We start from the raw sequence: 25424 nt of genomic DNA on the forward strand, positions 1-25424 counted from the left end.
TGGTAAAACCAAGTAACACCAGATACCGGAGGGACGCATGGAGTTCCGGCAGTCGAACAAGCTGAGCGAGGTCTGTTACGAGATCCGCGGCCCGGTGATCGAGCACGCCAACGCACTGGAGGAGGCGGGGCACAGCGTGCTGCGCCTGAACACCGGCAACCCCGCGCTGTTCGGCTTCGAGGCACCGGAGGAGATCCTCCAGGACATGATCCGGATGCTCCCGCAGGCCCATGGCTACACGGACTCGCGCGGCATCCTCTCCGCCCGCCGCGCCGTCGCCCAGCGCTACCAGAACCTGGGCCTGGAGGTCGGAGTCGACGACGTCTTCCTCGGCAACGGCGTCTCCGAGCTGGTCTCTATGGCCGTACAGGCCCTGATCGAGGACGGCGACGAGATCCTGATCCCCGCCCCGGACTTCCCGCTCTGGACGGCGGTGACGACGCTCGCGGGCGGCAAGGCGGTCCACTACCTCTGCGACGAGCAGGCCGACTGGTACCCGGACCTGGACGACATGGCGTCGAAGATCACGGACCGCACCAAGGCCGTCGTGATCATCAACCCGAACAACCCGACCGGCGCGGTCTACCCGAAGGAGATCGTCGAGGGCACCCTCGACCTCGCCCGCCGGCACGGCCTGATGGTCTTCGCCGACGAGATCTACGACCAGATCCTGTACGACGACGCCGTGCACCACTCGGCCGCGTCGCTCGCCCCCGACCTGGTGGTCCTCACCTTCTGCGGCCTGTCGAAGACGTACCGGGTGGCGGGCTTCCGCTCCGGCTGGCTCGTCGTCACGGGCCCCAGGCAGCACGCGAAGGACTACCTGGAGGGCCTGACGATGCTGGCCTCCATGCGGCTGTGCGCCAACGCGCCCGCGCAGTACGCCATCCAGGCCGCGCTGGGCGGCCGCCAGTCCATCCACGAGCTGACCACGCCCGGCGGCCGGCTGCACGAACAGCGGACCGTGGCCTGGGAGAAGCTCAACGAGATCCCCGGTGTGTCGTGCGTGAAGCCCAAGGGCGCGCTGTACGCGTTCCCGCGCATCGACCCCAAGGTGCACCCGATCCACGACGACGAGAAGTTCGTCCTGGACCTGCTGCTGAGGGAGAAGATCCAGGTGGTCCAGGGCACCGGCTTCAACTGGCCGACTCCCGACCACTTCCGCATCCTCACCCTGCCGCATGTGGACGACCTGGAGGCGGCGATCGGACGGATCGGACGGTTCCTGAGCGGCTATCGTCAGTAGCCCGGCGCGAGAACCAGGGCGAGGACCGCCGTCCCCGCCCGGCGGACCAGAGCCCGGCGTCCGCCGCTCAGGGCGGGCGGCGTCAGGCCGAGGATGCGGACGCGGCGCGGCGCTTCCCCGAACAGGCTGCGCCGGTCGGCCTTCACCGCGGCCTCCTTCAACGCCCAGGCGGCCGTGAGGAGTTCGGGCCGTTCCGTCACGACCGGCCGCTCCTCGGGGGTCAGGACGTGGTCCACGGCCCGGCGCACCGCGGCCGCCGAGGACGTCTCGCACAGGTCCACGCCGACCGCGCCGGGGGCGAGGGCCGCCGCGACGTGGTGAGCCGTGTGGCTGAGGGAGACGTACAGGGCGTCGACGGGGCCGCCGGCGACGGACATCCGAGGGCTGCCGTCGTCACGGGGAAGGATCTCCACCTCCGTGGCCGGCACGCCGGTCGCCTCGGCCACCAGGCGCTTGGCGAGGAACCGGCCGGCTCTCCACTCGCCCCGCCGCCACGGCGGCAGGGCGGCGAAGACCTGCCGTTCGGCCTGGGAGAGCAGCGCCGTCGCTGACCAGGACGGCGCCCCGTCGAGGACCTCGCGCCGGGCCACGACGAAGGCCGCTCCGCCCCATCGCTGGACACGGCCCGGAACGATCGCGTCGAAAGCGGGGCGCATGACGAGGGCCCCGGTCACGCGGCGGAGGCGACGCCGACATCCCGCAACTCCTGCTGCAGCGTCGCCACGGTGAACCGGATCTGGTCGGGCGTGTGGTCGCACGTGACGAAGAACCGCAGCCGGGCCAGCTCCTCGGGGACCGCCGGGTGCAGGATCGGGTTGACGCTGACGCCCTGCCGGAAGAGCGCCCGGGCCAGCCGCAGCGTGTTCGCCGAGTCCCCGACGACGCACGGCACGATGGGCGTGTCGTGGCTGTCCCCGGTGTCGATGCCCGCCTGGCGGGCCAGCCGCACGAACAGCGCGGAGTTCTCCCTCAGCCGCGCCAGCCGCTCCGGCTCGGCCCGCATCAGCCGCAGGGCGGCCAGCGAGGCGGCCGTGTTGGCCGGGGTCATACCCGCGCTGTAGACGAAGCCCGGAGCGGTGTACCGGAGGTAGTCGACGACGGCGCGGTTCGCGGCGACATAACCGCCGCAGCCGGCCAGCGCCTTGGACAGGGTGCCCATCCACAGGTCGACCTCCGCCCGCTCGACGCCGAAGTACTCGCCGACGCCGCGCCCGGTGGCCCCGAGCACCCCGATGCTGTGCGCCTCGTCGACCATCAGCAGCGCCCCGTGCCGGCGCTTGACCTCGACGAGGTCCGGCAGGGCGGCGATGTCGCCGTCCATGCTGTACACGCCCTCGACCACGACGAGTACCCGGCGGTACTGGTGGCGGACCCGGGCGAGGAGGGCGTCCAGTGCTGCCGCGTCGTTGTGCGGGAAGGGACGCCGGATTGCGCCCGAGAGCCGGCAGCCCTGCAGGACGCTGTCGTGGGCGAGCGCGTCGTGGACGATCAGGTCGCCGGGCCCGACGAGATGCCCGATCACGGTGACGTTGGTGGAGTGTCCTCCGACCAGGGTGATCGCGTCCTCGGTCCCCAGTGTGCGGGCGAGTTCGCTCTCCAGCTGCACATGGAGCGGACGGCTGCCGGACAGCAGCCGGCTGGCGGACGCCGACGTGCCGCACCGTTCGACGGCCTCCTTGACCGCCTCGCTCACCTGGGGATGCGTCGCCAGGCCCAGGTAGTTGTAGCCGGAGAAGGAGACGAGTTCCCGGCCGTCGACGACCGTCCGGTCCGTCATCCCGCCCTCGTGGACCAGGAAATAGGGGTTGGGCAGCTGGAGTTGGCCCAGTGCGCCCATGCGGTCGCGGTGTGCGGTGACCTCCGGAAAGCACTCGATGCGGGTCTGCTCCTCGGGCGGGGCGGGGAGTGCGGGGTCGGGGACTGCCGGAGTGGGAGGAACGGGAGGAGCGGGAGGAGCGGGAGGAGCGGCCGGTTCGGGCGCCTCGGCAGTGCCCGTGATCACCGCGGTAATGCTTCCGACGGTCGCCCGGGCGCTGCTCTCGTCGATCTTCAGGGACGGCCACCGACGTTGCAGCGACGTGAACAGGTCGGTCAGCATCAGCGAGTCGAAACCGAGGTCCTCGACCAGCAGTTGGTCGCTCCGCAGATGGTCCACGGGGAACGCGCTGATACGGGCGATCTGTTCGAACACCGCTTCCTCGGCCTCGGCGCCGGGTCCGGCACCCGGTGGGGCGCACGGCCGGGAGGACGAGGCGGGAACAACGGCGGGGGGCAGTGTTTCGCCGAGGCGCCTGAGTGCTGTCACCTGTTGCTGGATGAGGTCGAGCAGTTCGTACATCGGGTTCTCCTTGTTCATCGGGTTCTCCTTGTTCATGGGGTTCTCCTCGTTCGGGTCGCCGGTCGGCGTGCCGGCCGGGGCCGGAACGGAGGCGCTCCGCCGAGACCCGTTCCGCGCGGGCCGCGGCACCCAGTAGGGCTGCGCCTCCAGCCGGGCCACCGGCAGGTCCAGCAGCCCGCGTTCCTCCTCCCGCACCACGGCCCGGGGGTCGACCGGGACGCCCAGGACCGCGAGCCGGGCGAGGGCCCGCAGGAACCCGTACGCGTCGTCCGGCGCCGTACCGTCGGCGGCGACGACGTGCACGTCTCCCCGGCCGGCGAGGTTGCGGCGGACGGAGGTGAGGAGCGAACCGCCGCCCGTCACCTGGAGGAAGACGCGAGCGCCCGCGTCGTGGGCGCCGCGGACGGCGTCCCCGAAGCGGACCGGCGCGGAACCGTGACGCGTCCACAGCTCGCGCAGCAGCTCGGGCTCGCCGCACTCCGTCCCGCTCACGCCCGAGACGAACGGCAGGCGGGGAGCAGCGAGGGGCCGCCGTTCGAGGTCCGCGCGCATGACGTCGTCGGCCCGCGCGAGCCGTGGTGAGTGGAAGGCGTTCGAGACGTCGAGCGCAACCGTCGCGACGCCTGCCTCCGAGCAGACGCGGCGCAGCGCGTCGAGCCCCTCCTTGCCGCCGCTGACGACGATCTGCCGCGGCTGGTTGAAGCACGCGAGCCATACGTCGTCGATGTCCCGCAGGAGGCCGCGGCAGGTCTCCTCGTCGGTCTGCACGGCGAGCATCCCACCGCGTGGCTCGGCCTCCGCCTCCCGCAGCACCGCACCCCGGTGGGCCAGCAGCCGTACGGTCTCGGCGTCGCTGAGAACGCCCGCTGCCGCGGCCGCCGCGAACTCCCCGACGCTGTGGCCGAGTACGAGGTCGGGAGCGACACCGCACGCGGCCAGCAGCCGGGTGGCGGCGATCTGCACGGTGCCCAGCAGGGGCTGGCACACCTCCGTGCCGGACAGCCGCCGCCGGAGCTCCGAGTCCTCTTCGGAGCCGTCGGCCGTCCCGCCGTACAGCAGACCGGGGACATCGACGCCGGCGGCCTGCCGCGCCACCGCGCCCAGCCCGTCCACGGCCTCCCGGAAGTCGGGGAACCTCTCGTGGAGGTCCCGCATCATGCCCGGCCGCTGACTGCCCTGGCCGGGGAAGACGAAGGCGACACGCCGCTCGGCGGGCGGCAGCGGAGCGTCGGCGGCGAAGGCGCCGTCGCCGAGATCGCCCTGGGCGCCGTCGGCCAGCTGCCGGCGGGCCCGGCGCAACCGCTCGGTGAATTCGGCCGGTTCGGCGGCCACGACGGCCAGCCTGCTCGGCAGCGGCTCACGCCCGCCCAGGGTGTGGGCCACCGCCGCCATCGACGGCGTGGGCGTCTGCTCCAGGGTGTCGAGCAGCGCCCCGATGTGCTCCTGGAGCGCCTCCCGACCGCCCGCCGAGATCAGGGCGAGGTGGGGCTCGGCCGCGGACCTGGTGCGGGCCGGCTGTCGTACGGCGGCCGGGGCCGGGACCGGTGCCTCCTGGAGAACCACGTGGACGTTCGTACCGCCGAAGCCGAACGAGCTGACGGCGGCGCATCGCGGGGCGTCGCCGTCCGGCCACGGCCGGGCGGTGTCGGCGATGCGCAGTCCTGCGGCGTCCAGCCCGAGATCCTGGCGGGGGCTGACGTCCGGCTGCGGCACGACCGTACGGCGGTGCACGACCAGCGCCGTCTTGATCAGCCCGGCGATGCCCGCCGCGGACAGCGAGTGCCCGATGAGAGCCTTGGCCGAGGAGAGGTGACACGGGCCCGGAGCCCCGTCGGAGTCCTCGGTCCGCAGCCGGCGCAGCGCTTCCACCTCGACGCGGTCGCCGACGGAGGTGCCCGTGCCGTGGGCCTCGATGAAGCCCACGGCGGACGGCGGCACACCCGCGTCCGCGAAGGCGCGGCGCATGGCCCGCAACTGGCCTTCGGCAGTGGGGACCAGGGGGCCGGGGGCGGTACCGTCGTTCGCCGAGCCGATGCCCTTGATGACGGCGTAGACACGGTCACCGGCGGCGAGTGCGTCCCGAAGCGGCCGTACGACGACGGCTCCGGCGCCTTCGCCGAGGACGAAACCGTCGGCCCGCTCGTCGAACGGCCGGCACACCCCGCTGGGCGACAGGGCACCGATACGGGAGAAGCCCACGAGGCTGTCCGGGGTGAGGCTGAGGTAGACACCGCCGACCACCGCCGTCGTGCAGGATCCGCAGCGCAGGTGGAGCACTGCCTGGTCGAGGGCGATCAGGGCGCTGGAGCAGGCGGCGTCGACGGCGAAGCTGGGGCCGCCGAGGTCGAAGTGCCGACTCACGGTGGCGGGCGCCATGTTGAGCAGACTCCCCGGCAGGGCGAAGGTCTGGACGGGACCGAGCTGTTCGGCGGCCCGGTCCTTGAGGGCCTGCAGGAGGCCGGGGTCGGCCGCCCCGCCGAGCGACCCGTCGGCGAGGCCGATGGCACGCAGGCGTGCCGTCATGAGCTCCTTGTAGTCGGACACGGACAGGCCGAAGAAGACGCCGGTGTTCTCCCGGTCGAAGCCGCCCCTGCCCAGCCCCGCGTCGTCGAGGGCCTCGCGGGTGACGTCGAGCATCAGCCGGTGCTGCGGGTCCATGGCCTCGACGCGGCGGGGCGGCAGGCCGTAGTGCAGGGCGGCGAAGCGGTCCACGTCGTCGAGGAAGGCGCCCTGGTCGGTGTAGGCGCTGTCGGCGGCGCGCCGGTCGGCGGGTTCGTGGAACGTGTCGTGGTTCCAGCGGTCCCTGGGGACGGGGGCGAACTGCCGCTCTCCACTGACGAGGAGGTTCCAGTACGCCTGGCTGTCCGGGGCGCCGGGGAACCGGCAGCCGAGTCCGACGATGGCGATGTCATTCATGGCGATGTAATTCATGGGGATACCTCTTTTGGTTCTGGCGCCCGGGGCGGGCAGCCGGTGCGGGAAGGGGAAGGGCGTTGGGGTTCGGCCCGGGGCGGAGACGGCGAAGGGGGCGGGGGCGGGCGGGCCGGCGTCCTGCCACCGAGGGCACGCGGCGCCCACCAGTTGAGGCCGCCGGCGAGCCGCATGAGCGCCGGTACGAGGACACCGCGCACGAGGGTCGCGTCGAGCAGGACGCCGAACGCCGCGCCGATCCCGAAGAACTGCAGAAGGGCCATCTCGGAGGTGCCGAAGCCCAGCAGGGTGAAGGCGAGCAGGGCGCCGGCGGCCGTGACGATGCCGCCGGTGCGGGCGATCCCGGTCACGATCGAGTCGGCGGTGTCCTGCCCCGCGTCGTGCGCTTCCTTGATGCGGGCCAGGACGAAGACCTCGTAGTCGACCGAGAGCCCGAAGACGATGCAGAAGAGGAGCACCGGCATGGTGGTGCTGAGCGGTCCGGGCGTGAAACCGAGCAGGCTGCTCAGGTGTCCGGCCTGGAAGATCCACACCATGGCGCCGAGGACCGCCGCGAGGCTCAGTCCGTTGAGAGTGATCGCCTTCAGCGGAAGGAGCAGACTGCGCGAGAAGAAGAAGAGCAGGACGAACGTGCTGACGGTGATCATGCCGGCCGCGAGTGGCAGCCGCCGGGAGATCGTGTCCTTGGCGTCGACCAGCACCGCGCTGGGACCGCCGACGTGGATGTCGGTGCCCGCGGGCGTGGGTGTGCCGCGGATGTCGCGGACCAGCCGCTGGGCGTCGGCCGACCGGGGGTCGGCGGACGGCACCACCGAGAGGATCGCCGGACCGCCGGCACCGGACGGCGCGAGAGAGGTCGCGGCGCTGCCCGGCGCGGTCACCGGCTCACCGTCCCGCCACACTCCGGACGGCCCCCTGACCTCGGCCACACCGGGCAGGGAGGACAGCCGGGGCGCGTAGTCGAGGGCGACCTCGGGCGTGGGGCTGGTCGTGAACACCGTGAGGGCGGCCGCGTTCCCCCCGTCGAACTCGCTGCGCACCAGGTCCCCGGTCTGCCGGCTGGACGCGCTCCGCGGCAGCGTCCGGTCGTCCGGGGTCGCGAACCCCGCGTGCGTGAACGGTCCCGCGAGCACCGCCAGCAGGGCGAGGACCGGCAGCGCGGCGAGCAGCGGGCGGCGTACGACGACCCGGGCCAACCGGTCCCAGAACCGTGAGGCGGAGCCGGCGCGGGCCCTGCGGCGCCACGGCACCGCCCACGCGTTCACGCGCCGGCCGACCAGCACCAGCAGCGCCGGCAGGACCGTGGTGGCCGCCACCGCCGCGACGGCCACCACGGCGATGCCCGCGTAGGCGAAGGAGCGCAGGAAGTATGGCGGGAAGACCAGCAGGGTCGCCAGCGCCGCACAGACCGTCGCGGCGCTGAAGAAGATGGTGTGTCCCGCGGCGCCCACCGTCCGCCGGACGGCGTCGCGCGGCTGGTGCCCCGCGGTGAGCTCCTCCCGGAACCGGGAGACGATGAGCAGCCCGTAGTCGATGCCGAGGCCGAGGCCGAGCGCGGTGGTGAGGTTCAGGGCGAACACCGACACGTCGGTGACGCTGCCGAGCAGGCTGAGGATCAGCAGGGTTCCGCCGATGGCCAGGACCCCGATCAGCAGGGGCAGGGCCGCGGCCACCACACTGCCGAACACCAGGACCAGCAGCACGAGGGTGCCGGGCAGGACGACGGCCTCGGCCCGTTTCAGGTCGGAGGCGGCGATGTCCTGCATCTCGGCGTCGGCGAGCGCCGTCCCGCCCACGTGCACCGTCAGGGCGTACCGTCCGCCCACAGGCGGGGCCGTCAGGGTCTCGCGCACCTGCTCGGCACGGGGGCCGAGTCGCTCGCCCTCGCCGTCGACGTGCGCGATCAGCAGGGCCGAGCGGCCGTCCCGGCTGCGCAGTTCGGCCGCCCCGCCGCTCCAGTACGAGGACACGTCGCTCACATGCGGCTGGGCCGCGAGACGCCGGGTCAGCTCTTGGCCGGCGTTGCGGGCGGCGGGGTCGTCGACGTCGCCGCGCTCGACCTGCGCGACGACGACCAGGTTCGTGGCGGTCCCCCGGTACTCGGCGGTCGCGCGGGCCGCGAAACTCGAGTCGGACGAGGGGTCGTCGTACCCCTGGGTCTTCAGCCGTCCCGTCGCTCCCGACCCGGCCACCACCGACAGGACGAGGAAGCCGAGCGCGGCGAGCAGCACCAGTCGGGGACGACGGGCCGCGACGGCACCGAGCCAGCGGTACATCCGTCCTCCTCTCCGGTTCGCGCCCCGCTGCGGCGGTCGCACGGGCGGTCGTCTGCCACGGTGCCCCGCGACCGGGGAGGCTCCCCAGCCCCGGCTGTTCGTCACTTGACGGGAGGTGGGTCGTGAGCTACGCCCACGACAACGGCCGTCCGGCCCAGTGCGTCCTGCGGGCCGCCACGCCCGTGTGGCACGGTGCTGGGGAGGCGAGCTGGAAGGGTGCGCACGTGGCCGACCTCTTTCTCGTGCGGCACGGTCAGACCGAGTGGTCGCGGTCCGGGCGGCACACCGGATGGACGGACGTCCCGCTGACCGAGCACGGGCGGGAGGAGGCGCGCCGGCTGGTGCCGACGGTCGGCTCGCTGCGGATCGGGGCCGCGTTCGTCAGCCCGTTGCGGCGGGCGCGGGAGACCGCCGAGCTGATCGGGCTGCACGACGTACGGGTGGACCCGGATCTGCGCGAATGGGACTACGGCGGATACGAGGGGGTCACGACCGTCGAGATCCAGCGCACCCGGCCGGGCTGGTTCCTGTTCACGGACGGGGTCGCGCCGGGGACGCCCGAACACCCCGGGGAGACCCCGGAGCAGGTCGGGGAGCGCGCCGACCGGGTGCTGGCCAGGGCGGAAGCCGCGCTCGCCGACGGCGAGGGGGACGTGATGCTGGTCGCGCACGGGCATTTCCTGCGGGTCCTCACCGCCCGGCGGCTCGGGCTGCCGCCGTCGGCCGGGGCCTTCTTCCAGCTGGCGACGGGGACGCTGGGCCGGCTGGGCACGGAGCACGGGCGGCCGGTGATCGCGGAGTGGAATGTCAGACCCGGGTCGTAGTCTTCGAGTGGGCCCGCCGCGGGCCCGCGAGACCCCTACGAGCAGGCCGTTCACCGGGAAGGAGCACGCCGTGACACGACCGCCCACCGCCGCGCAACGCCGTGTCATCGACGCCGCCGATCCCGTCACAGGCCGCCTCAGGGGTACGGAGACGCAGCTCGCGGCGCTCGTGAAGCGCGGGCTCGCCTTCCGGCACCCGCGGCCGCCGCACGACCACTTCCTGACCCCGGCCGGACATCGCATACGGGAGGCCGAGCCGGAGGCGCCCGAGGAGCCGGAGGCCCGTCCGGCCACCGGCTTGTTCGCCGCTCGCGTCGGCGGCGAGGAGGACGCCCCGGACGCGGGCCCGGCCCGCGTCCGTGAGGTGCACAGCGCCTGGCAGGGGCTGCTGGAGCTGCGCCGGATGACCAATCCCGACGGTGCGACCGACCGCCCGTGCGCCTGGGAGCGGACGCATCTCGTGCAGGCCGCCGCGCTCGCCCTGGAGGCCGCCGGACACCGCCCGGCAGGCGGGGACACCGACGGCTACCGGGTGCGCGCGACCCCCCAGCCGGAGGCGGTGGCCGTGCGCGAACCGGACGCCGGGGCGCTGCGGGCCTGCGCGGCCACCCTGGAGAAGGCGGGCTGGCAGGTCGGAGAGCACACCGAGCCCCGCACTGGAGATCGCTATCTTCTGGCATCGCCGCGCCGGGCCTGACGGGCGTGCCAAGATCGGTGGACAGGGCAGCGAATGCGAGAAGGGGAAGCCATGAGCGTACCGTTTTCCGTCCGGGTCACCGTCCGCGGATACGAGACCGATGTGCAGGGTCACCTCAACCAGAGCGTGTACATCAACTACGCGGAACACGCTCGCTGGTCGTTACTGCAGGCGGCAGGCATCAGTCAGGCCGGTCTCATCGGCAAGGGCGTGGGCCCGGTCGCCCTGGAGACGACCATCCGCTACAAACGGGAGCTTCTCGCCGGTGACGAGGTCGACGTGACGTGCGCCTTCGAGTGGGGCGGCGGAAAGACCTTCCGGATCCAGCAGACCATCCGCAGGACGGACGGCACGGTCGCCGCCGAACTCACCGCGGTCGGCGGACTGCTGGACCTCGAGGCACGACGAATGGTGGCGAACCCGCAGGACTACTTCAAGGAACTGGCCACGGACCCGAGCCTGTTCGGGCTGTAGGCCGTCAGGCCGGCGCCGTCGGACCAGCGCCGTCGGACCAGCTCGGGTTCGTGCTCGGCGTCGTAGGCCACCCGGGACTGCGCGATGTAGACCCTGTTGCGCTCCGCCCGGTCCGTCAGGCGCTGCAGGGTCTCGTGCAACTCACGGGCCACCGGGGTGAGTTCGTACTCGCCCTTCGGGGGCACCGTCGGGTGCACGGTCCGGGTGACATGGGCCCGTGAGCCGCCGCGACGAGGATCTGCACGCTCCATTTGCCGGACACCCTGTCAAGAACTTCCCGGACCGGGCACGCGTGCGCGTTCATCATTCATGCGCACAGAGCGCACGATCGGCCACGAAGACCGCGCCGGGGCACGCACCACCGTGCGTACCCCGGCCACGGCCGCCGTGGACCCCGCTCGGGTCCACGGCCGCCGGCCGGGAGCCGTCCCTCCCGGCCGGAGTTCTCGGGCCGGTCAGCCCTGTCCGGCGATCCGCGCCAGGCGCCGGGCCTCGTCCCGTGTGGAGCGGGCGACGGCGTCCTCGTCGACATGCAGCAGGCGGCCGTTCTCGACGATCTGTGTGCCGCCCACGAAGGAGGCGGTCACCGGTGCCGCCGCGCCGAAGACCAGCGCGGTCACCGGGTCGGCGATCGAGGCGTGCGCGAGGGTGTCGAGCTTCCACAGCACCAGGTCGGCGAGCTTGCCCGGCTCCAGGGAGCCGGTCTCACCCGCACGGCCCAGCACCTGGGCGCCGCCGTACGTCCCCAGCCGCAGCGCCTGACGGGCGTTCAGGGCGGCCTCGCGGTGGGCGCCGAGGCGGTTGATGAGGAGGGCGTTGCGCAGTTCCGTGTGCAGCTCGCCGGACTCGTTCGACGCGGTGCCGTCGACACCGAGGCCAACCGGGACGCCCGCCGCCAGCATGTCGGGGACCCGGGCGATGCCCGCCGCCAGCCGGGCGTTGGACGAGGGGCAGTGGGCCACACCGGTCTTCGTACGGGCGAAGGCGTCGATGTCGGAGTCGTTCATGTGGACGCAGTGCGCCATCCACACGTCCTCGCCGAGCCAGCCGGTGGACTCGAAGTAGTCGGTCGGGCCCATGCCGAACAGCTCGTGGCAGAACTTCTCCTCCTCGACCGTCTCCGAGCCGTGGGTGTGCAGGCGCACCCCGAGGCGACGGGCCAATTCGGCGCCCTGCCTGAGCAGTTCGGTGGAGACGGAGAAGGGCGAGCAGGGGGCGACGGCGACCTGGGTCATGGCATCGAAGGAGGGGTCGTGATGCTGCTTGACGGTCTCCTCGGTCGCGGCGAGGGCGCCCTCGAGCGTCTCGACGGCGAAGTCCGGCGGCAGCCCGCCGTCCTTCTCGCTGCGGTCCATGGAGCCGCGGGCGAGGGTGAAGCGGACGCCCATCTCGCGGGCGGCACGGATGACGGCGCCCGACAGGTCGCCCGAGCCCTTCGGGAAGACGTAGTGGTGGTCCATCGCGGTGGTGACGCCGCCGCGGGCCATCATCGCGAGCGAGCCCTGCGCGGCCGCGTACACCATCCCCTCGTCGATGCGCGCCCAGGTCGGGTAGAGCGCGACGAGCCAGTTGAACAGGTTGTGGTCCGTGGCCAGGCCCCGGGTGATCCACTGGTAGAAGTGGTGGTGCGTGTTGACCAGGCCGGGGGTGACGAGGTGTCCGGTGGCGTCGATGCGCCGTACGACGTTCTCCAGACCGTCCGGTGCCCTGCCCGCGCCGAGCGACTCGATGCGGTTGCCGGCGATGACGACGTGTCCGGAGGCGTACTCGGTGTCGCCGGCGTCCACGGTCGCTATCGAACAGTTCTCGATGACGATGCGCTGTGCCATCGTTCGTCCTCTACTTCCGTGTCCGCGTCAGAGGTTGGTGAGGTCCGCCGGGATCTTCGCCTCGCAGCCGTCCCGCAGGACGGTGGCCTCGATCAGGCCGTAGGGGCGGTCGGCGGCGAAGTACACGGCTCCTTCGTCGGTGGCGTTCTTCAGCCCGAAAGGCTCCAGATCGACGAGGAAGTGGTGCTTGTTGGGGAGCGAGAAGCGGACCTCGTCGATCTCACCGCGGTTGTCGATGATCCGGGCGCCCATGGCGTAGAGCGTCTGCTGGAGCGAGAGCGAGTACGTCTCGGCGAAGGCCTCGAGCATGTGCCTCTTCACCTGCGCGTAGGACTCCTCCCAGTCGGGCGTCTCCGTGTCGTCGGCGGACCAGTTGAAGCGCCAGCGGCCGGACACCTCGGTGGCCAGAATGCGGTCGTGGGCCTCCGGGAGCGTCGTGTACTTGTCCTTGACGTAACCCCAGAACTCGGAGTCGGTCGAGTTCATCACGACGAGGTCCTTCAGGCCCGACACCACCTCCCACGAGGAGCCGTCGTACGTGATCTGCGTCAGCCGGGTCTCCTGGCCCTTGCGGACGAAGGAGTGCGCGCCCTGACCGGAGTGCTCGATCCGCTCCCAGGCGTACTCCTCGATGCGGATCCGGGCCCGGTGGATCGCGGGCTGCGAGGTCACGAAGTGGCGGGCGAGGTGGATGCCGAACTGCTCGGCGGACTCGATGCCGTGTTCCTTGGCGAACGCGTACACCGTGTTCTTGGTGGTGTCGGTCGGCAGGACGGTGGCGTTGGAGCCGGAGTAGTGGACCTCGTCCATGTCGCCGGAGAGCGACACGGACACGTTCAGGTCCTTGATGTGGTGGGTGGCGCCGTCCCGCGTGATCTTTACGACTCGGTTCTCGGCCTTGCCGTACTGGTTCTGTCCCAGGATGGGCATGTAGCTAGCTCCCTCGGTATACGGAGTAGCCGAACGGGTTGAGCAGCAGCGGTACGTGGTAGTGCTCGCCCGGCACGACGGCGAACGTGATCGCCACCTCCGGGAAGAACACTGCCGCGGCACCGCTGTCCCGATTCGCGGGGGCGTCCTGCTGCGCATCGGCTTGCTTCTTCTCGAAGTACGGCTCGACGGCGAAGTCGAGCCGTACCTGGGTCGTCCCTTCCGGCAGCGCCGGGAGGTCCTTGCACCGCCCGTCCGCGTCGGTCGCCGAGCCGCCGAGCGCCTGCCACTCCGCCTTCCGCCCGGAGCGGGCGAGGAGCCGGACGGCGACACCCCGGGCGGGGCGGCCGATGCTGGTGTCCAGGATGTGCGTGGACACGGAAGCGGTGGTGCTGGTGCTCATGGTCGGGCGTCCTCTTCGACGAGTCGGGCCAGTCGGATGCGGTTGATCTTGCCCAGCTCGGTGCGGACGATCTCCCGCTCCCGCTCTGGCGTGTTGCCGATCCGTTCCCCGACCGCGTCGCGCATCTGCTCGCCGGTCAGGCCGGTGGCGCAGATGAGGAAGACATGGCCGAACTTCTCCTGGTAGGCCAGGTTGAGGTCGAGCATCTCCGCCTTGAGCTCCTCGGAGGCGCCGGCCATGCCGCGCTGTTCCCGCGCCGAGGTGGGGTCGCCCGGCTTGGGGCGGCCGATCGGCGGGTGTCCTGCCATCGCCTCGGCCAGGTCCTCGGCGGTGAGCTCCGCCATGGCGGAGTCGTTCGCCGCGTACAGTTCGCCGGCGGTGGTGTAGGGGCGGGCGGCGAGCAGCCGCTTCCCCCATGCCGTGGAGGCGCACGCCTCGTGGAGGACGGCGAGGGCCGTGTGCTCCTCCATGGCGTTGAACCGGGCCAGGCCCGGGGGCGTGGAAGTCGACGTCACGGGAGCCTCCGTGGCCGTTGGACGGCCTTCGTGCTGAGCGGGCTGCGGCCCAGCTAACGCCCCCTCGCGACACACGTCAACACTTTGTTGAAAATTCGCGGTAACAACCCGCTCCGGAGCTCAGCCCTTGTCGCGGTTCAGGTAGTTGTAGACGGTGAAGCGGCTCACCCCGAGCGCGCTCGCCACGGTCTCCACGCCGTGCCGTACGGAGAAGGCGCCTCGCGCCTCGAGTATCCGTACGACCTCCTGCTTGGCCTTGCGGTCCAGGTCGGCGAGCGGCTTGCCCCGCTTGCGCTCCATGGCGGCCAGGATGTGGTCGAGGGAGTCCGCCAGCTGCGGCAGGCGTACGGCGACCACGTCGGCGCCCTCCCAGGCCAGCACGACGTCGTCGGGACCGGCCTCGTCCGGCGGGAGCATCTCGCCGCCCATGGCGTCGACCAGCGGCTTCACGGCGGTGATGAAGGGCTCGTCCCCGGTGCCGGTCACTCGCCCTCCCCCACGACGTTGACCTGCAGCGAGATCCGGGTGGCGCCGGCCTCCAGGGTCTTGCGCAACAGTGCGTCCACGGCGGTGAGGACGGCGTCCGCACGCCCTTCGGCGGTGTTGCCGAACGGGCCGACGTCCACGGCGTCCAGGTCGGCCGCCTCGACGACCTCGCGGGCGACCAGCGCGTGCGCGGGCGGCTCGTCGAGGTCGAAGGGTTCGGTCGTGAACTCCACTCTCAAGCGCATCGCGCCCCCAAACACATCCTGACCTGCGATTTTACCCGTATCGGGACAGACGGGCACAAGTGGAATCGCACGGCGGAGCCGGTTCGCCCGCCACGAGGTGACCCTAGCCGCTGCGGGCCGGACCGGAGCCCGGCCCGCACCTATTGCCGTCGGCCTTCGAACGTGCCGCGCTCCGCCCGGAGCAGCGCAAACCCGGCCGGGCACCCCTTGACAAGCCACGACGCACACAGGCAGGCTTCCATCAAGCAGAAACAAACTTCCGTAATACGGAATCAAGCCAGCGGAAGGGGGCGCGGCCCCGATGCCAGGTTCTGAATCGAGCACAGCCGCAGACCAGCGCTTCACCGTCAACCTGTCGATCCTCTTCACGGAACTCCCGCTCCTGGAGCGCCCCGCGGCCGCCGCCGCGGCCGGCTTCACCGCGGTCGAGTTGTGGTGGCCCTGGGTGGACACCCCCACCCCCCGGCAGTCCGAGCTCGACGCACTGAAGAAGGCGATCGAGGACGCGGGCGTCCGGCTCACGGGCCTGAACTTCTACGCCGGCCGGCTCCCGGGCCCGGACCGCGGCGCCCTGTCGGTCCCCGGCGAGGAGTCGGAGCGGTTCCGCGCCAACATCGACGTCGTCGCCGGCTTCGCCCAGTCCCTGGGCTGCACGGCTCTCAACGCCCTGTACGGCAACCGCGTCGAGGGCGTGGACCCGGCCGAGCAGGACGCGCTGGCTCTGGAGAACCTGGTGCTCGCGGCCCGGGCCGCCGACCGGATCGGCGCGATCCTGCTGGTCGAGGCGCTGAACCGGCCCGAGTCGCCGCTCTACCCGCTGGTGTCCGCCCCGGCCGCCGTCGGCGTCGTCGACAGGGTCAACCAGACGACGGGCCTCGGCAACGCGCGCTTCCTCATGGACCTCTACCACCTGTCCATGAACGGCGAGGACCTGCCGTCGGTGATCGAGCAGTACACCCCGAGGACCGGACACGTCCAGATCGCCGACAACCCGGGCCGCGGCGCCCCGGGCACGGGCTCGCTGCCCCTGGAGAACCTCCTCGACCAGCTCGGGAAGGCCGGTTACGAGGGCTGGGTCGGCCTGGAGTACAAGCCGGGCGACCGTCCGAGCGCCGAGGCCTTCGACTGGCTGCCCCGCTGATCCCCCGTACCGAGAGGCACTCCCCCATGAGCAACACACTTCCCAAGGTCGCCTGGATAGGCCTCGGCATCATGGGCTCCCCCATGTCCGAGAACCTGATCAAGGCGGGCTACGACGTCACCGGCTACACCCTCGAGCAGGACAAGCTGGACCGCTTGGCGGCCGCGGGCGGCACCGCGGCCGGTTCGATCGCCGGGGCCGTCCGTGACGCCGACGTGATCATCACGATGGTGCCCGCGTCCCCGCAGGTCGAGGCGATCGCCTACGGCCCCGACGGCATCCTCGCGAATGCGAGGCGGGGCGCCCTGCTCATCGACATGTCCTCGATCACCCCGCAGACCTCCGTCGACCTGGCGGCGGCCGCGAGGGACAGGGGCATCCGCGTGCTCGACGCCCCCGTGTCCGGCGGTGAGGCCGGCGCCGTCGAGGCCGTACTGTCGATCATGGTCGGCGGTGAGCAGGCCGACTTCGACGCCGCCAGGCCGGTCTTCGAGGCGCTCGGGAAGACGATCGTGCTGTGCGGCCCACACGGCTCCGGCCAGACCGTGAAGGCCGCCAACCAGCTGATCGTCGCCGTCAACATCCAGGCGTGCGCCGAGGCCGTGGTCTTCCTGGAGAAGTCGGGCGTGGACCTGAAGGCGGCGCTGGACGTCCTGGGCGGCGGCCTCGCGGGCTCCACCGTGCTGACCCGCAAGAAGGACAACTTCCTCGGCCGCGACTTCAAGCCGGGCTTCCGCATCGACCTGCACCACAAGGACATGGGCATCGTCACGGACGCCGCCCGCAACGTGGGCGCGGCCCTGCCCGTCGGCGCGGTGGTCGCCCAGCTGGTCGCGAGCCTGCGCGCGCAGGGCGACGGCGGCCTGGACCACTCGGCGCTGCTGCGGTCCGTGGAGCGCCTGTCCGGCGCGCAGGTCTGACCCACCTCCGAGACTTCCGGGCGGCGCCGCCGCTGACATCTGTCCTGTCGCGCCCAGGCGGCGGCGACGTCCGGAACCGACTGCCCGCGACGCCCGAGCGGCCCGGATGAGGGGTGGCCGAGCGGAGGCGTGCGGGCGAGGCCAGGGCCTGTCAGGCAGGTCCTGGGGACCGCGGCGGAGTGCGAGCCAGTGCGGTGGTGAAGGTCCGGGGCCTCCTCCTTCGACCTGAGGGGAGGAGCCCGCCGGTGCCGTCGCATCCGCCGCGGTCCCAGCCGCTCCCCGGAGATTCCGGGGTTACCGCGGGTTGCCCGGGTGCGGATCCGCCCCCGCCGCAGGACTCTTTAGGCATGGCACATCCAACGGAGCATCCGCACATAGTGGTGCACCCCCCGGCCCTGGACGGCTCCCGGCGGGTCACCGAGGGTGACGAAACCCTGGGAATCGCCTCGCACGTCGACGACGTCAGCGAGATTCTGCGGTTGGCCGACCTGTACGTGACCGACGTGGCGGAGACCGACCTCATCGAGTGGCAGGGCGGCGGCCCGGACGACTGGCCGGGCCTGTCCGAGCACCACGAGCATTGAAGACACGTACGCCACTGGTCGTAGGCCGTCTACGCAATCCTCAAATCAACCTCTGAACACGGTTCAAGAGGCTTCAACCTCCCCCGGCCGCGGGCACATTCTCCGTCACACGGGGCCCGCCGGCACGGGGGCGGCGGGCCCCGTGCCGGGGGGTGTGCCATGAGCAGTGGTGCGACGGGTCGGCTGGAGGCGCACGAGATCGCCCTGTTGCGGGGCGGTCCGCGCGCCGCGGTCACGGTGGCCGTGCTGGGGCTGCACCTGCGGGGCGCCGTGGAAGCCGGCCGGCCCGGCACCATGCGGGCCGCCGGGGCGACGGGTGCGCCTTCGCCACCGCCCCTCACGAAAGCGGTGCACGCCGCGCTCCACCGGCCCGCGGGCATGCGCCAGTTGCTGGACCGACAGGGTGTGCGCAGGGCACTCGGCGCGCTGCGCGACGAACTCAGGGCCGCCGGGCTGCTGCGCACCTTCCCGCCCGGCCGCACCGGCGCCGCCCGCCGCCTGTTGAAGGCCCTGCGGAAAGAGCACCCCCTCCCCACGAACCAGAGGGGCCTGTCGACGGACGACGTCCTCCTCGCCGTGGCCCTGCACGGCGACCGCGCGCTGACCGCCCTCGCTCCGCGATTCACCCGGCAGGCGGGCCTGACCGGCCGGGGCGGGACGACGGAGCGGGAGATGCGGCAGTCCTGGGGCGGCGGTTCGGGCGGAGGCGGCTTCAGCTGCGGAGCCGCGTAGCCAGGTCCGGAGCCTCGAGGAACGCCATTGTGTGCCGCAGGAACAGGTCGGGGCGCTCGTTGTACGGCTCGTGGCCCGTCGGCAGCAGCACGCTCACCGTGTGCGCGGGCAGGGCGCTCCGGGCCCGCCGCCCGTCCAGGAAAGCGGGGACCACCGGATCACGTCTGCCCCACAGCAGCAGCACCGGTACGCCGATCCCGCCCGGGTCCGCCAGGACGGTCGCCGGTTCCGCGAGGCCTCGCCAGATGGCACAGTGAACCGCCAACTTTCGCCTGTCATAGGGTAGTTGCCGTGCCCGCGCGTAGGTCGCACGCGCGCTCGGCGTGCGCAGGCCGCCCAGATAGGCGCGGGCCAGCGGGACGACGAGCCGGCGGGCGACGGCGGGGCGGCCCATCACCTCGCGGCAGAACCAGCGGGTGAGCGCGTTGTGCGAGGTGAATCCCGCCGGGTCGACCAGCACGAGCCCGGCGATCCGCGCCGCGTACCGCCCCTCGGCCAGTCGGCAGGCCACATAACCGCCGACGCTGTTGCCGACGACGGCGACCCGACCGATGTCACCGAGCGCGTCGAGCACCCGCTCGGCCACCGTCACCAGCCCCTCCGGGGTGACCTTCCCGGGATCGGGCACGGTCGAGTCGCCGTAGCCCGGCCAGTCGACCACGAAGACACAGTGGTGGTCGGCGAGGGCGGGCAGGACGGCGTCGTAGTCCCGCCCTTCGCCCGGGTTGGCGTGCAGGAGCAGCACGCCGGGCGCGCCGGGCGGGCCGGCGCGGCGCACAGAGATGTCACCGAGCTCCGTGGGAACAGTCATCCGCATGGGGCGAGCATGGCGGAGCACAGGGGTCACGCAAAGAGGGCGGCCCCACCACTCGACGGCCCGCCCGCCGGGCTCGGTTCCGTCTCAGACCTTCAGCGTCCTGATCGACGTCGGCGCGTGCCCCGGCTCCGTCGCGAGTTCCTCGAACTCGACGACGTTGCCGATGTCGTTGGTCGTGGACATCGAGATGTTGGTGACGCGTTCGAGGATCGCCTCGACGACGACCGGCACCCGGAACTCCGCGGCGAGCTTCTTGGCCTGCTCGAAGGCCGCGGCGAGGTCGTTCGGGTCGGTCACCCGGATCGCCCTGCAGCCCAGGCCCTCGGCGACCTTCACATGGTCCACGCCGTAGACGCCCAGCTCAGGAGCGTTGATGTTGTCGAACTCCAGGTTGACCTGGAAGTCGATGTCGAAGGCCCGCTGCGCCTGGCGGATCAGGCCCAGGTAGGAGTTGTTGACGAGGACATGGACGTACGGGATCTTGTGCTGTGCCCCCACGGCCAGCTCCTCGATCATGAACTGGAAGTCGTAGTCGCCGGACAGGGCGACCACGGACGCCTCCGGGTCGGCCTTGGCGACGCCCAGCGCGGCCGGGATCGTCCAGCCGAGGGGCCCGGCCTGGCCGCAGTTGATCCAGTGCCGCGGCCGGTAGACGTGCAGCATCTGCGCGCCCGCGATCTGTGAGAGGCCGATGGTGGTGACGTACCGGGTCTCGGGGCCGAAGGCCTTGTTCATCTCCTCGTAGACGCGCTGCGGCTTGATCGGGATGTCGTCGAAGTGCGTACGGCGCTGGAGCCTGGCCTTCTTCTCCTGTGCGGAGGCGGCCCAGGCACCGCGGTCGGGCAGTTCGCCGGCCGCCTTCGACTCCCGTGCCACCTCGACGAGGAGCTCGAGCGCGGCCTTGGCGTCGGAGGTGATGCCGTAGTCCGGGGCGAAGATCCTGCCGATCTGGGTGGGCTCGATGTCGACGTGGACGAAGGTGCGGCCCGCCGTGTAGACGTCGACGCGACCGGTGTGGCGGTTGGCCCAGCGGTTGCCGATGCCGAGGACGAAGTCCGACTCCAGGAAGGTCGCGTTGCCGTAGCGGTGCGAGGTCTGCAGGCCGACCATGCCGGCGTTCAGCTCGTGGTCGTCGGGGATGGCGCCCCAGCCCATCAGGGTCGGGACGACCGGGGTGCCGGTCAACTCGGCGAACTCCACGAGGAGTCCGGACGCGTCGGCGTTGATGACGCCGCCGCCGGCGACGATCAGCGGGCGCTCGGAGGCGTTGAGCATCCGGATCGCCTTCTCGATCTGCGCGCGCGTGGCGGCGGGCTTGTAGACGGGGAGCGGCTCGTACGTCTCCGGGTCGAACTCGATCTCGGTCTGCTGGACGTCGGCCGGCAGGTCGATGAGGACGGGGCCGGGCCGGCCGGAGCGCATGAGGTGGAAGGCCTGCTGGAAGACGCCGGGAACCTGCGCGGCCTCCAGAACCGTGACCGCCGCCTTGGTGACCGGCCTGGCGATGGAGGCGATGTCGACGGCCTGGAAGTCCTCCTTGTGGATCACGGCGGTGGGGGCCTGGCCGGTGATGCACAGGATCGGGACGGAGTCGCCGATCGCGGAGTACAGGCCCGTGATCATGTCGGTGCCGGCGGGGCCCGAGGTGCCGATGCAGACGCCGATGTTGCCGGGGCGCGTGCGGGTGTAGCCCTCGGCCATGTGCGAGGCGCCCTCGACATGCCGGGCGAGGGTGTGCTGGATGCCGCCGGCGGCCTTGAGCGCCGCGTAGAAGGGGTTGATCGCCGCGCCGGGGACACCGAAGGCGTGGGTGACGCCTTCGCGCTTGAGGATCTCGACTGCCGCGCGGGCAGCGGTCATACGAGCCATGGAGTACTCCTGCTTCGGCTGTTGGATTCGCTCTCCCGTCGCGCCCCGCGGTGAGAACTTTCCGCAAAACGGAAATTAAATTCTACTATCTGGAAGCAATGTAAGTGGGCGGTCGAATGCCGTCAAGGGACGGACAAGCGGGGCTCCCTGGAGGACGATGGGAGCCATGTCCGAGAGCGTGTCGGTGCGCTGCCCGGCCTGCCGTCGTGAGCATCTCTACGCCGCACCGTCCTACCCGTGTGCATGCGGCGCGCCCGTCGCCCCGCGGCTCGATCCGCGCGGTACCGCGACGGCCGTCAGCCATCAGGTCTGGGACGACCAGTGGGTCACCGTGCGCTGTACGTCCTGCGGCCGCCGGGACCAGTGGCCGCGGCCGGAACTCGGCTGCCCCTGCGGGGCGCTGCTCAGGATCCGGATGTGCGGCACGGCTGCGGCCACGGACGAGGACGCCACGCCGGCCGCCGAACCGCCCCGCCGCCGCACAGTGCGGCCGGTGACCATCCGCACCGCGCGCGACGCGGTCACCGCGGCCGCACTCCATCTGCGCCGGCTCGGATACCGGGACGTCCGCAGGGCCGACCAGCGTCCGCCGTCCGGCGTCGGCCTCGCCGCCCGCGGCCTCCTCGCCCAGGTCGACCCGACCCTGCGCCCGGCCTCGCTGCGGGACGTGGAGTGCCTGTGGCTGACGGCGATGTCGGAGTCCGCGAGATGCGTGTACTTCTCCCTCGCCGGATACGCCGACGACGCCCGCGCCCGGGCCGACGCCCTGGACATCCCCCTGTTCGTCCTCGGCCTCACGGGCACGGCCCAGCCGGTGAACGACCCGGCGGACCGGCTGGACGCGGGCGGCACCCAGTGACGCTCCACAGGGCCCGCCCCTTGGACTACCGGGCGTACCTCTCCCGCAGCTCCACCTTCCGCACCTTCCCCGACACCGTCATCGGGAAGGAGTCCAGGATCTGCAGCCGCCTCGGCACCTTGTAGTGCGCCAACTGCCCCTCGCAGTACGCCCGCAGCTCCTCCAGCGTCAGTGGGTCGTCCGGGTCGCGGGGGATGACGCAGGCGAGGACCTCCTCGCCGTACTTCTCATGGGGTACGCCGACGACCTGGACGTCCCTGATCTTCGGGTGGCCGTAGAGGAACTCCTCCACCTCGCGCGGGTAGATGTTCTCGCCGCCACGGATGATCATGTCCTTGATGCGGCCGACGATCTCGACGTAACCGTCCTCGCGCATCATCGCGAGGTCCCCCGTGTGCATCCAGCGCCCGGCGTCGACGGCCTCCGCGGTCTTCTCCGGCTCGTCCCAGTAGCCGAGCATCACGCTGTAGCCCCGGGTGCACAACTCCCCGGCCGTTCCCCGAGGTTGGGTGACCCCGCTCGCCGGGTCGACGACCTTCACCTCGATGTGCGGAAGCACCCGCCCGACCGTGCCCGTGCGGTGCTCCAGGTCGTCGTCCATCCGCGTCTGCAGCGAGACCGGGGAGGTCTCGGTCATGCCGTAGCAGATGGAGACCTCCTCCATGTGCATCTCGGCGACGACCCGCTTCATCACCTCCACCGGGCAGGGCGAGCCCGCCATGATGCCGGTGCGCAGCGTGGTCAGGTCGTACGACGCGAAGTCGGGCAGGTTCAGCTCCGCGATGAACATGGTCGGAACGCCGTACAGGGACGTGCACCGCTCCTGCTGGACGGCCTTCAGGGTGGCCTCGGGGTCGAAGGACGGGGCCGGGATCACGATGCAGGCCCCGTGGGAGGTGGCGCCCAGGTTCCCCATCACCATGCCGAAGCAGTGGTAGAAGGGCACGGGCAGGCACACCCGGTCCTGCTCGGTGTAGCCGATCGTACGGCCCACCCAGTAACCGTTGTTGAGGATGTTGTGGTGGGAGAGCGTGGCGCCCTTCGGGAAGCCGGTCGTCCCGGAGGTGTACTGGATGTTGACCGGGTCGTCGCAGCTCAACTCGTCGGAGACGGCCGCCAGTCGCTCGTGGGGCACAGCGGCCGCGTCCGCCGTCAGTGCCTCCCAGGACGGGTCGCCGATGTAGACGGTCTCCCGCAACTCAGGGCACCTGCCGCGCACTTGGTCCACCAGTGAGCGATAGTCGCTGGTCCTGTGCGCGAGCGAGGCGATCAGCACCGAGATGCCGGCCTGCTTGAGGACGTACTCCAACTCGTGGGCACGGTAGGCCGGGTTGATGTTGACCATGATCGCGCCGATGCGTGCGGTTGCGTACTGGACGAGGACCCACTCGGGACAGTTGACCGCCCAGATCCCGACCCGGTCGCCCTTCGCCACCCCCTTGGCGAGCAGCCCGCGCGCCACCTCGTCGACCGCCGCACCGAACTCGGTGTAGGTCCAGCGCCGCCCGGACGGCACGTCCACCAGGGCCTCGCGGTCGGGGTGGGCGGCGATCGCCCGGTCGAGGTTGGCGCCGATCGTGTCGCCCAGCAGCGGTGTCCCGCTCGTCCCGTGCGTGTACGACAGCCCGCTCACCGGAAGTCCTCCTCGCGGTACTCCGCGTCCGAGCCCGCCGCGGTCGCCTCGCGCAGCTCGATCCTGCGGATCTTGCCGGAGACGGTCTTGGGCAGCGGGGCGAACTCCAGGCGCCGGATGCGCTTGTAGGGGGCGAGGGTCTCCCGGGAGTGCTCGAAGAGCACCTTCGCGGTGTCGGGGCCGGGCTCCCAGCCCTCGGCGAGAACGACGTACGCCTTGGGCACGGCGAGGCGCAGGGCGTCCGGGGCGGGCACCACGGCCGCCTCCGCCACCGCCTCGTGCTCCAGCAGCGCGCTCTCCAGCTCGAAGGGGCTGATCTTGTAGTCGGAGGCCTTGAAGACGTCGTCCGCGCGGCCGACGTAGGTGATGTATCCGTCGTCGTCGCGCGAGCCGATGTCGCCGGTCCGGTAGTAGCCGCCGGCCATCGCCTCCGCCGTACGGTCGGGGTCGCCGTGGTAGCCGGTCATCAGGCCTACAGGGCGTGCCGAGAGGTCGAGCGAGATCTCGCCCTCGGTCGCGCCCGGCGCGCCGGAGACGGGGTCGAGCAGCTCGACGCGGTAGCCGGGGCCGGGCCGGCCCATGGAGCCGGTCTTCAGGGGCTGCCCGGGGCTGTTGGCGATCTGTACGGCGGTCTCGGTCTGGCCGAAACCGTCCCGGATGGTCACGCCCCAGGCCCGCCGGACCTGCTCGATGACCTCGGGGTTGAGCGGCTCACCGGCGGCGACGGCCTCCCGGGGCGGGGTGCGCAGCTGGGTGAGGTCGGCCTGGATGAGCATGCGCCACACGGTGGGCGGGGCGCAGAAGGTGGTGACGCCGGCCCGGTCCATTTCGGCCATGAGGCGGGGCGCGTCGAAGCGCGTGTAGTTGTGCAGGAAGACGGTCGCCTCGGCGTTCCACGGCGCGAACAGGTTGGACCAGGCGTGCTTGGCCCAGCCCGGCGAGGAGATGTTCAGGTGCACGTCACCGGGCTCGAGGCCGATCCAGTACATGGTCGCCAGGTGGCCGATCGGGTACGACACGTGGGTGTGCTCGACCAGCTTGGGCCGGGCGGTGGTGCCCGAGGTGAAGTAGAGCATCAGCGGGTCGTCGGCCATGGTCGGACCGTCGGGCAGGAAGTTCGCGTCGGCGTCGTACGCCTCCTCGTACGGCAGCCAGCCCTCGACCGGGTCGCCGGCCGCGATGCGGGTGTAGTCGCCGGGCACCTCGTCGAACTTGCCGGTGTCCTCGGCCCGCACGATCACGTGCCGGACGCGGCCCCGGTCGACGCGGTCGCGCAGGTCGGCGGGGCCCAGCAGCGGGGTGGCGGGGATGACCACGGCCCGCAGCTTCATGGCGGCGAGTGCCGTGATCCACAGTTCGGCCTGGTTGCCGAGCATGACCAGGATGCGGTCCTCGGCGCGCACCCCGCGCTCGCGCAGCCAGTTCGCGAACGAACCGGAGCGCACGGAGAGCTCGCCGAAGGACAGCCGGGTCTGCGAGCCGTCCTCCTCGACGATGTGCAGCGCGGTGCGGGCGTTCCCGTGCGCGATCTCGTCGAACCAGTCGAGCGCCCAGTTGAACTCGGTGGGACGGGGCCAGACGAAGCCCTCGTAGGCCGTGGCGTAGTCCTCGCGGTGCTCCAGCAGGAAGTCCCGCGCCCTGCGGAACTGCTCCGTCGCCGTAGTCATCTGCTGTC

22 protein-coding genes and 1 pseudogene are annotated in these 25424 nt (G+C 71.7%); 9 read left to right on the plus strand and 14 right to left on the minus strand.

What is annotated here, in order from left to right; translation table 11 throughout:
- The first annotated feature begins 37 nt into the window (after positions 1–37).
- The gene (locus tag ABZO29_RS11200; RefSeq protein ID WP_367320010.1) at positions 38–1246 is read left to right on the plus strand and encodes a pyridoxal phosphate-dependent aminotransferase; all 1209 of its coding nucleotides are present in this window, start codon (positions 38–40) and stop codon (positions 1244–1246) included.
- Here ABZO29_RS11200 and ABZO29_RS11205 read toward each other — a convergent pair.
- The 3 genes from ABZO29_RS11205 to ABZO29_RS11215 are packed head-to-tail and all read right to left on the minus strand — an operon-like array spanning position 1240 to position 8791.
- Positions 1240–1920 (minus strand): 4'-phosphopantetheinyl transferase superfamily protein, encoded by a 681-nt coding sequence (locus tag ABZO29_RS11205; RefSeq protein ID WP_367320011.1) that lies wholly within the window; start codon positions 1918–1920, stop codon positions 1240–1242. The two genes, ABZO29_RS11200 and ABZO29_RS11205, sit on opposite strands and share 7 nt — an antisense overlap.
- Positions 1917–6515, minus strand: coding sequence for a type I polyketide synthase (locus ABZO29_RS11210; protein WP_367320012.1), 4599 nt, complete (start codon positions 6513–6515; stop codon positions 1917–1919). Before ABZO29_RS11210 ends, ABZO29_RS11205 begins: the two co-directional genes overlap by 4 nt.
- On the minus strand, positions 6512–8791 hold the full coding sequence (locus ABZO29_RS11215) for an MMPL family transporter (RefSeq protein WP_367320013.1): 2280 nt from the start codon (positions 8789–8791) through the stop codon (positions 6512–6514). The genes ABZO29_RS11210 and ABZO29_RS11215 overlap by 4 nt, the downstream gene beginning before the upstream one ends.
- A 224-nt stretch (positions 8792–9015) precedes the next feature.
- Between ABZO29_RS11215 and ABZO29_RS11220 the strand changes: the two genes are divergently transcribed.
- From ABZO29_RS11220 to ABZO29_RS11230, 3 genes are all read left to right on the plus strand, one after another.
- Positions 9016–9615 carry a histidine phosphatase family protein gene (locus ABZO29_RS11220; protein WP_367326107.1) on the plus strand — a complete coding sequence of 200 codons (600 nt, stop codon included), beginning with the start codon at positions 9016–9018 and terminating at the stop codon, positions 9613–9615.
- Between the two features lie 70 nt (positions 9616–9685).
- Complete coding sequence (locus ABZO29_RS11225; protein ID WP_367320014.1) at positions 9686–10312, plus strand: hypothetical protein; 627 nt, start codon at positions 9686–9688, stop codon at positions 10310–10312.
- Positions 10313–10363: 51 nt separating this feature from the next.
- Positions 10364–10786: an acyl-CoA thioesterase gene (locus ABZO29_RS11230; RefSeq protein ID WP_367320015.1), complete on the plus strand. Its 423-nt coding sequence runs from the start codon at positions 10364–10366 to the stop codon at positions 10784–10786.
- Here ABZO29_RS11230 and ABZO29_RS11235 read toward each other — a convergent pair.
- The 7 genes and pseudogenes from ABZO29_RS11235 to ABZO29_RS11265 all read right to left on the minus strand — a co-directional run bounded on the left by ABZO29_RS11235 (position 10741) and on the right by ABZO29_RS11265 (position 15194).
- Positions 10741–11093, minus strand: a pseudogene (locus tag ABZO29_RS11235) (winged helix-turn-helix transcriptional regulator). The gene ABZO29_RS11230 and the pseudogene ABZO29_RS11235 sit on opposite strands and share 46 nt — an antisense overlap.
- Positions 11094–11241: 148 nt before the next feature.
- The gene (locus tag ABZO29_RS11240; RefSeq protein ID WP_367320016.1) at positions 11242–12615 is read right to left on the minus strand and encodes an 8-oxoguanine deaminase; all 1374 of its coding nucleotides are present in this window, start codon (positions 12613–12615) and stop codon (positions 11242–11244) included.
- 27 nt (positions 12616–12642) lie between these two features.
- On the minus strand, positions 12643–13545 hold the full coding sequence (gene pucL, locus ABZO29_RS11245; protein ID WP_367320017.1) for a factor-independent urate hydroxylase: 903 nt from the start codon (positions 13543–13545) through the stop codon (positions 12643–12645).
- 4 nt (positions 13546–13549) lie between these two features.
- Complete coding sequence (gene uraH, locus ABZO29_RS11250) at positions 13550–13948, minus strand: hydroxyisourate hydrolase (protein WP_367320018.1); 399 nt, start codon at positions 13946–13948, stop codon at positions 13550–13552.
- Positions 13945–14463 (minus strand): 2-oxo-4-hydroxy-4-carboxy-5-ureidoimidazoline decarboxylase, encoded by a 519-nt coding sequence (uraD, locus tag ABZO29_RS11255; RefSeq protein ID WP_367320019.1) that lies wholly within the window; start codon positions 14461–14463, stop codon positions 13945–13947. The genes uraH and uraD overlap by 4 nt, the downstream gene beginning before the upstream one ends.
- 120 nt (positions 14464–14583) lie before the next feature.
- Complete coding sequence (locus tag ABZO29_RS11260; RefSeq protein ID WP_367320020.1) at positions 14584–14949, minus strand: helix-turn-helix domain-containing protein; 366 nt, start codon at positions 14947–14949, stop codon at positions 14584–14586.
- On the minus strand, positions 14946–15194 hold the full coding sequence (locus ABZO29_RS11265; protein ID WP_367320021.1) for a hypothetical protein: 249 nt from the start codon (positions 15192–15194) through the stop codon (positions 14946–14948). Before ABZO29_RS11265 ends, ABZO29_RS11260 begins: the two co-directional genes overlap by 4 nt.
- Before the next feature lie 301 nt (positions 15195–15495).
- Here ABZO29_RS11265 and ABZO29_RS11270 point away from each other — a divergent pair, with 301 nt between their 5' ends.
- The 4 genes from ABZO29_RS11270 (at position 15496) to ABZO29_RS11285 (ending at position 18571) form a co-directional block, all read left to right on the plus strand.
- Entirely contained in the window at positions 15496–16335 is an 840-nt protein-coding gene (locus ABZO29_RS11270) for a TIM barrel protein (protein WP_367320022.1), read from the plus strand.
- 26 nt (positions 16336–16361) lie between these two features.
- Positions 16362–17255, plus strand: coding sequence for a 2-hydroxy-3-oxopropionate reductase (locus ABZO29_RS11275; protein WP_367320023.1), 894 nt, complete (start codon positions 16362–16364; stop codon positions 17253–17255).
- A 347-nt stretch (positions 17256–17602) separates the two neighbouring features.
- Positions 17603–17839 (plus strand): hypothetical protein, encoded by a 237-nt coding sequence (locus ABZO29_RS11280; protein ID WP_367320024.1) that lies wholly within the window; start codon positions 17603–17605, stop codon positions 17837–17839.
- A gap of 159 nt (positions 17840–17998) precedes the next feature.
- On the plus strand, positions 17999–18571 hold the full coding sequence (locus ABZO29_RS11285) for a TIGR04222 domain-containing membrane protein (protein ID WP_367320025.1): 573 nt from the start codon (positions 17999–18001) through the stop codon (positions 18569–18571).
- Here ABZO29_RS11285 and ABZO29_RS11290 read toward each other — a convergent pair.
- Positions 18552–19388 carry an alpha/beta fold hydrolase gene (locus tag ABZO29_RS11290; protein WP_367320026.1) on the minus strand — a complete coding sequence of 279 codons (837 nt, stop codon included), beginning with the start codon at positions 19386–19388 and terminating at the stop codon, positions 18552–18554. The genes ABZO29_RS11285 and ABZO29_RS11290 overlap by 20 nt on opposite strands.
- Before the next feature lie 84 nt (positions 19389–19472).
- Positions 19473–21257, minus strand: coding sequence for a glyoxylate carboligase (gene gcl, locus ABZO29_RS11295; protein ID WP_367320027.1), 1785 nt, complete (start codon positions 21255–21257; stop codon positions 19473–19475).
- Positions 21258–21414: 157 nt separating this feature from the next.
- On the opposite strand from gcl, the gene ABZO29_RS11300 reads away from it, so the two are divergent.
- Complete coding sequence (locus ABZO29_RS11300) at positions 21415–22116, plus strand: hypothetical protein (RefSeq protein ID WP_367320028.1); 702 nt, start codon at positions 21415–21417, stop codon at positions 22114–22116.
- A gap of 25 nt (positions 22117–22141) precedes the next feature.
- Here ABZO29_RS11300 and ABZO29_RS11305 read toward each other — a convergent pair whose 3' ends face one another.
- Together ABZO29_RS11305 and ABZO29_RS11310 are read right to left on the minus strand one after the other, a co-directional pair.
- Positions 22142–23749, minus strand: a complete 1608-nt coding sequence (locus tag ABZO29_RS11305) for an AMP-binding protein (RefSeq protein ID WP_367320029.1) — start codon at positions 23747–23749, stop codon at positions 22142–22144.
- Positions 23746–25416: an AMP-binding protein gene (locus tag ABZO29_RS11310; protein WP_367320030.1), complete on the minus strand. Its 1671-nt coding sequence runs from the start codon at positions 25414–25416 to the stop codon at positions 23746–23748. Before ABZO29_RS11310 ends, ABZO29_RS11305 begins: the two co-directional genes overlap by 4 nt.
- Positions 25417–25424 lie beyond the last annotated feature (8 nt).

It is taken from the genome of Streptomyces sp. HUAS ZL42, from assembly GCF_040782645.1.
Classification (GTDB): Bacteria; Actinomycetota; Actinomycetes; order Streptomycetales; family Streptomycetaceae; genus Streptomyces.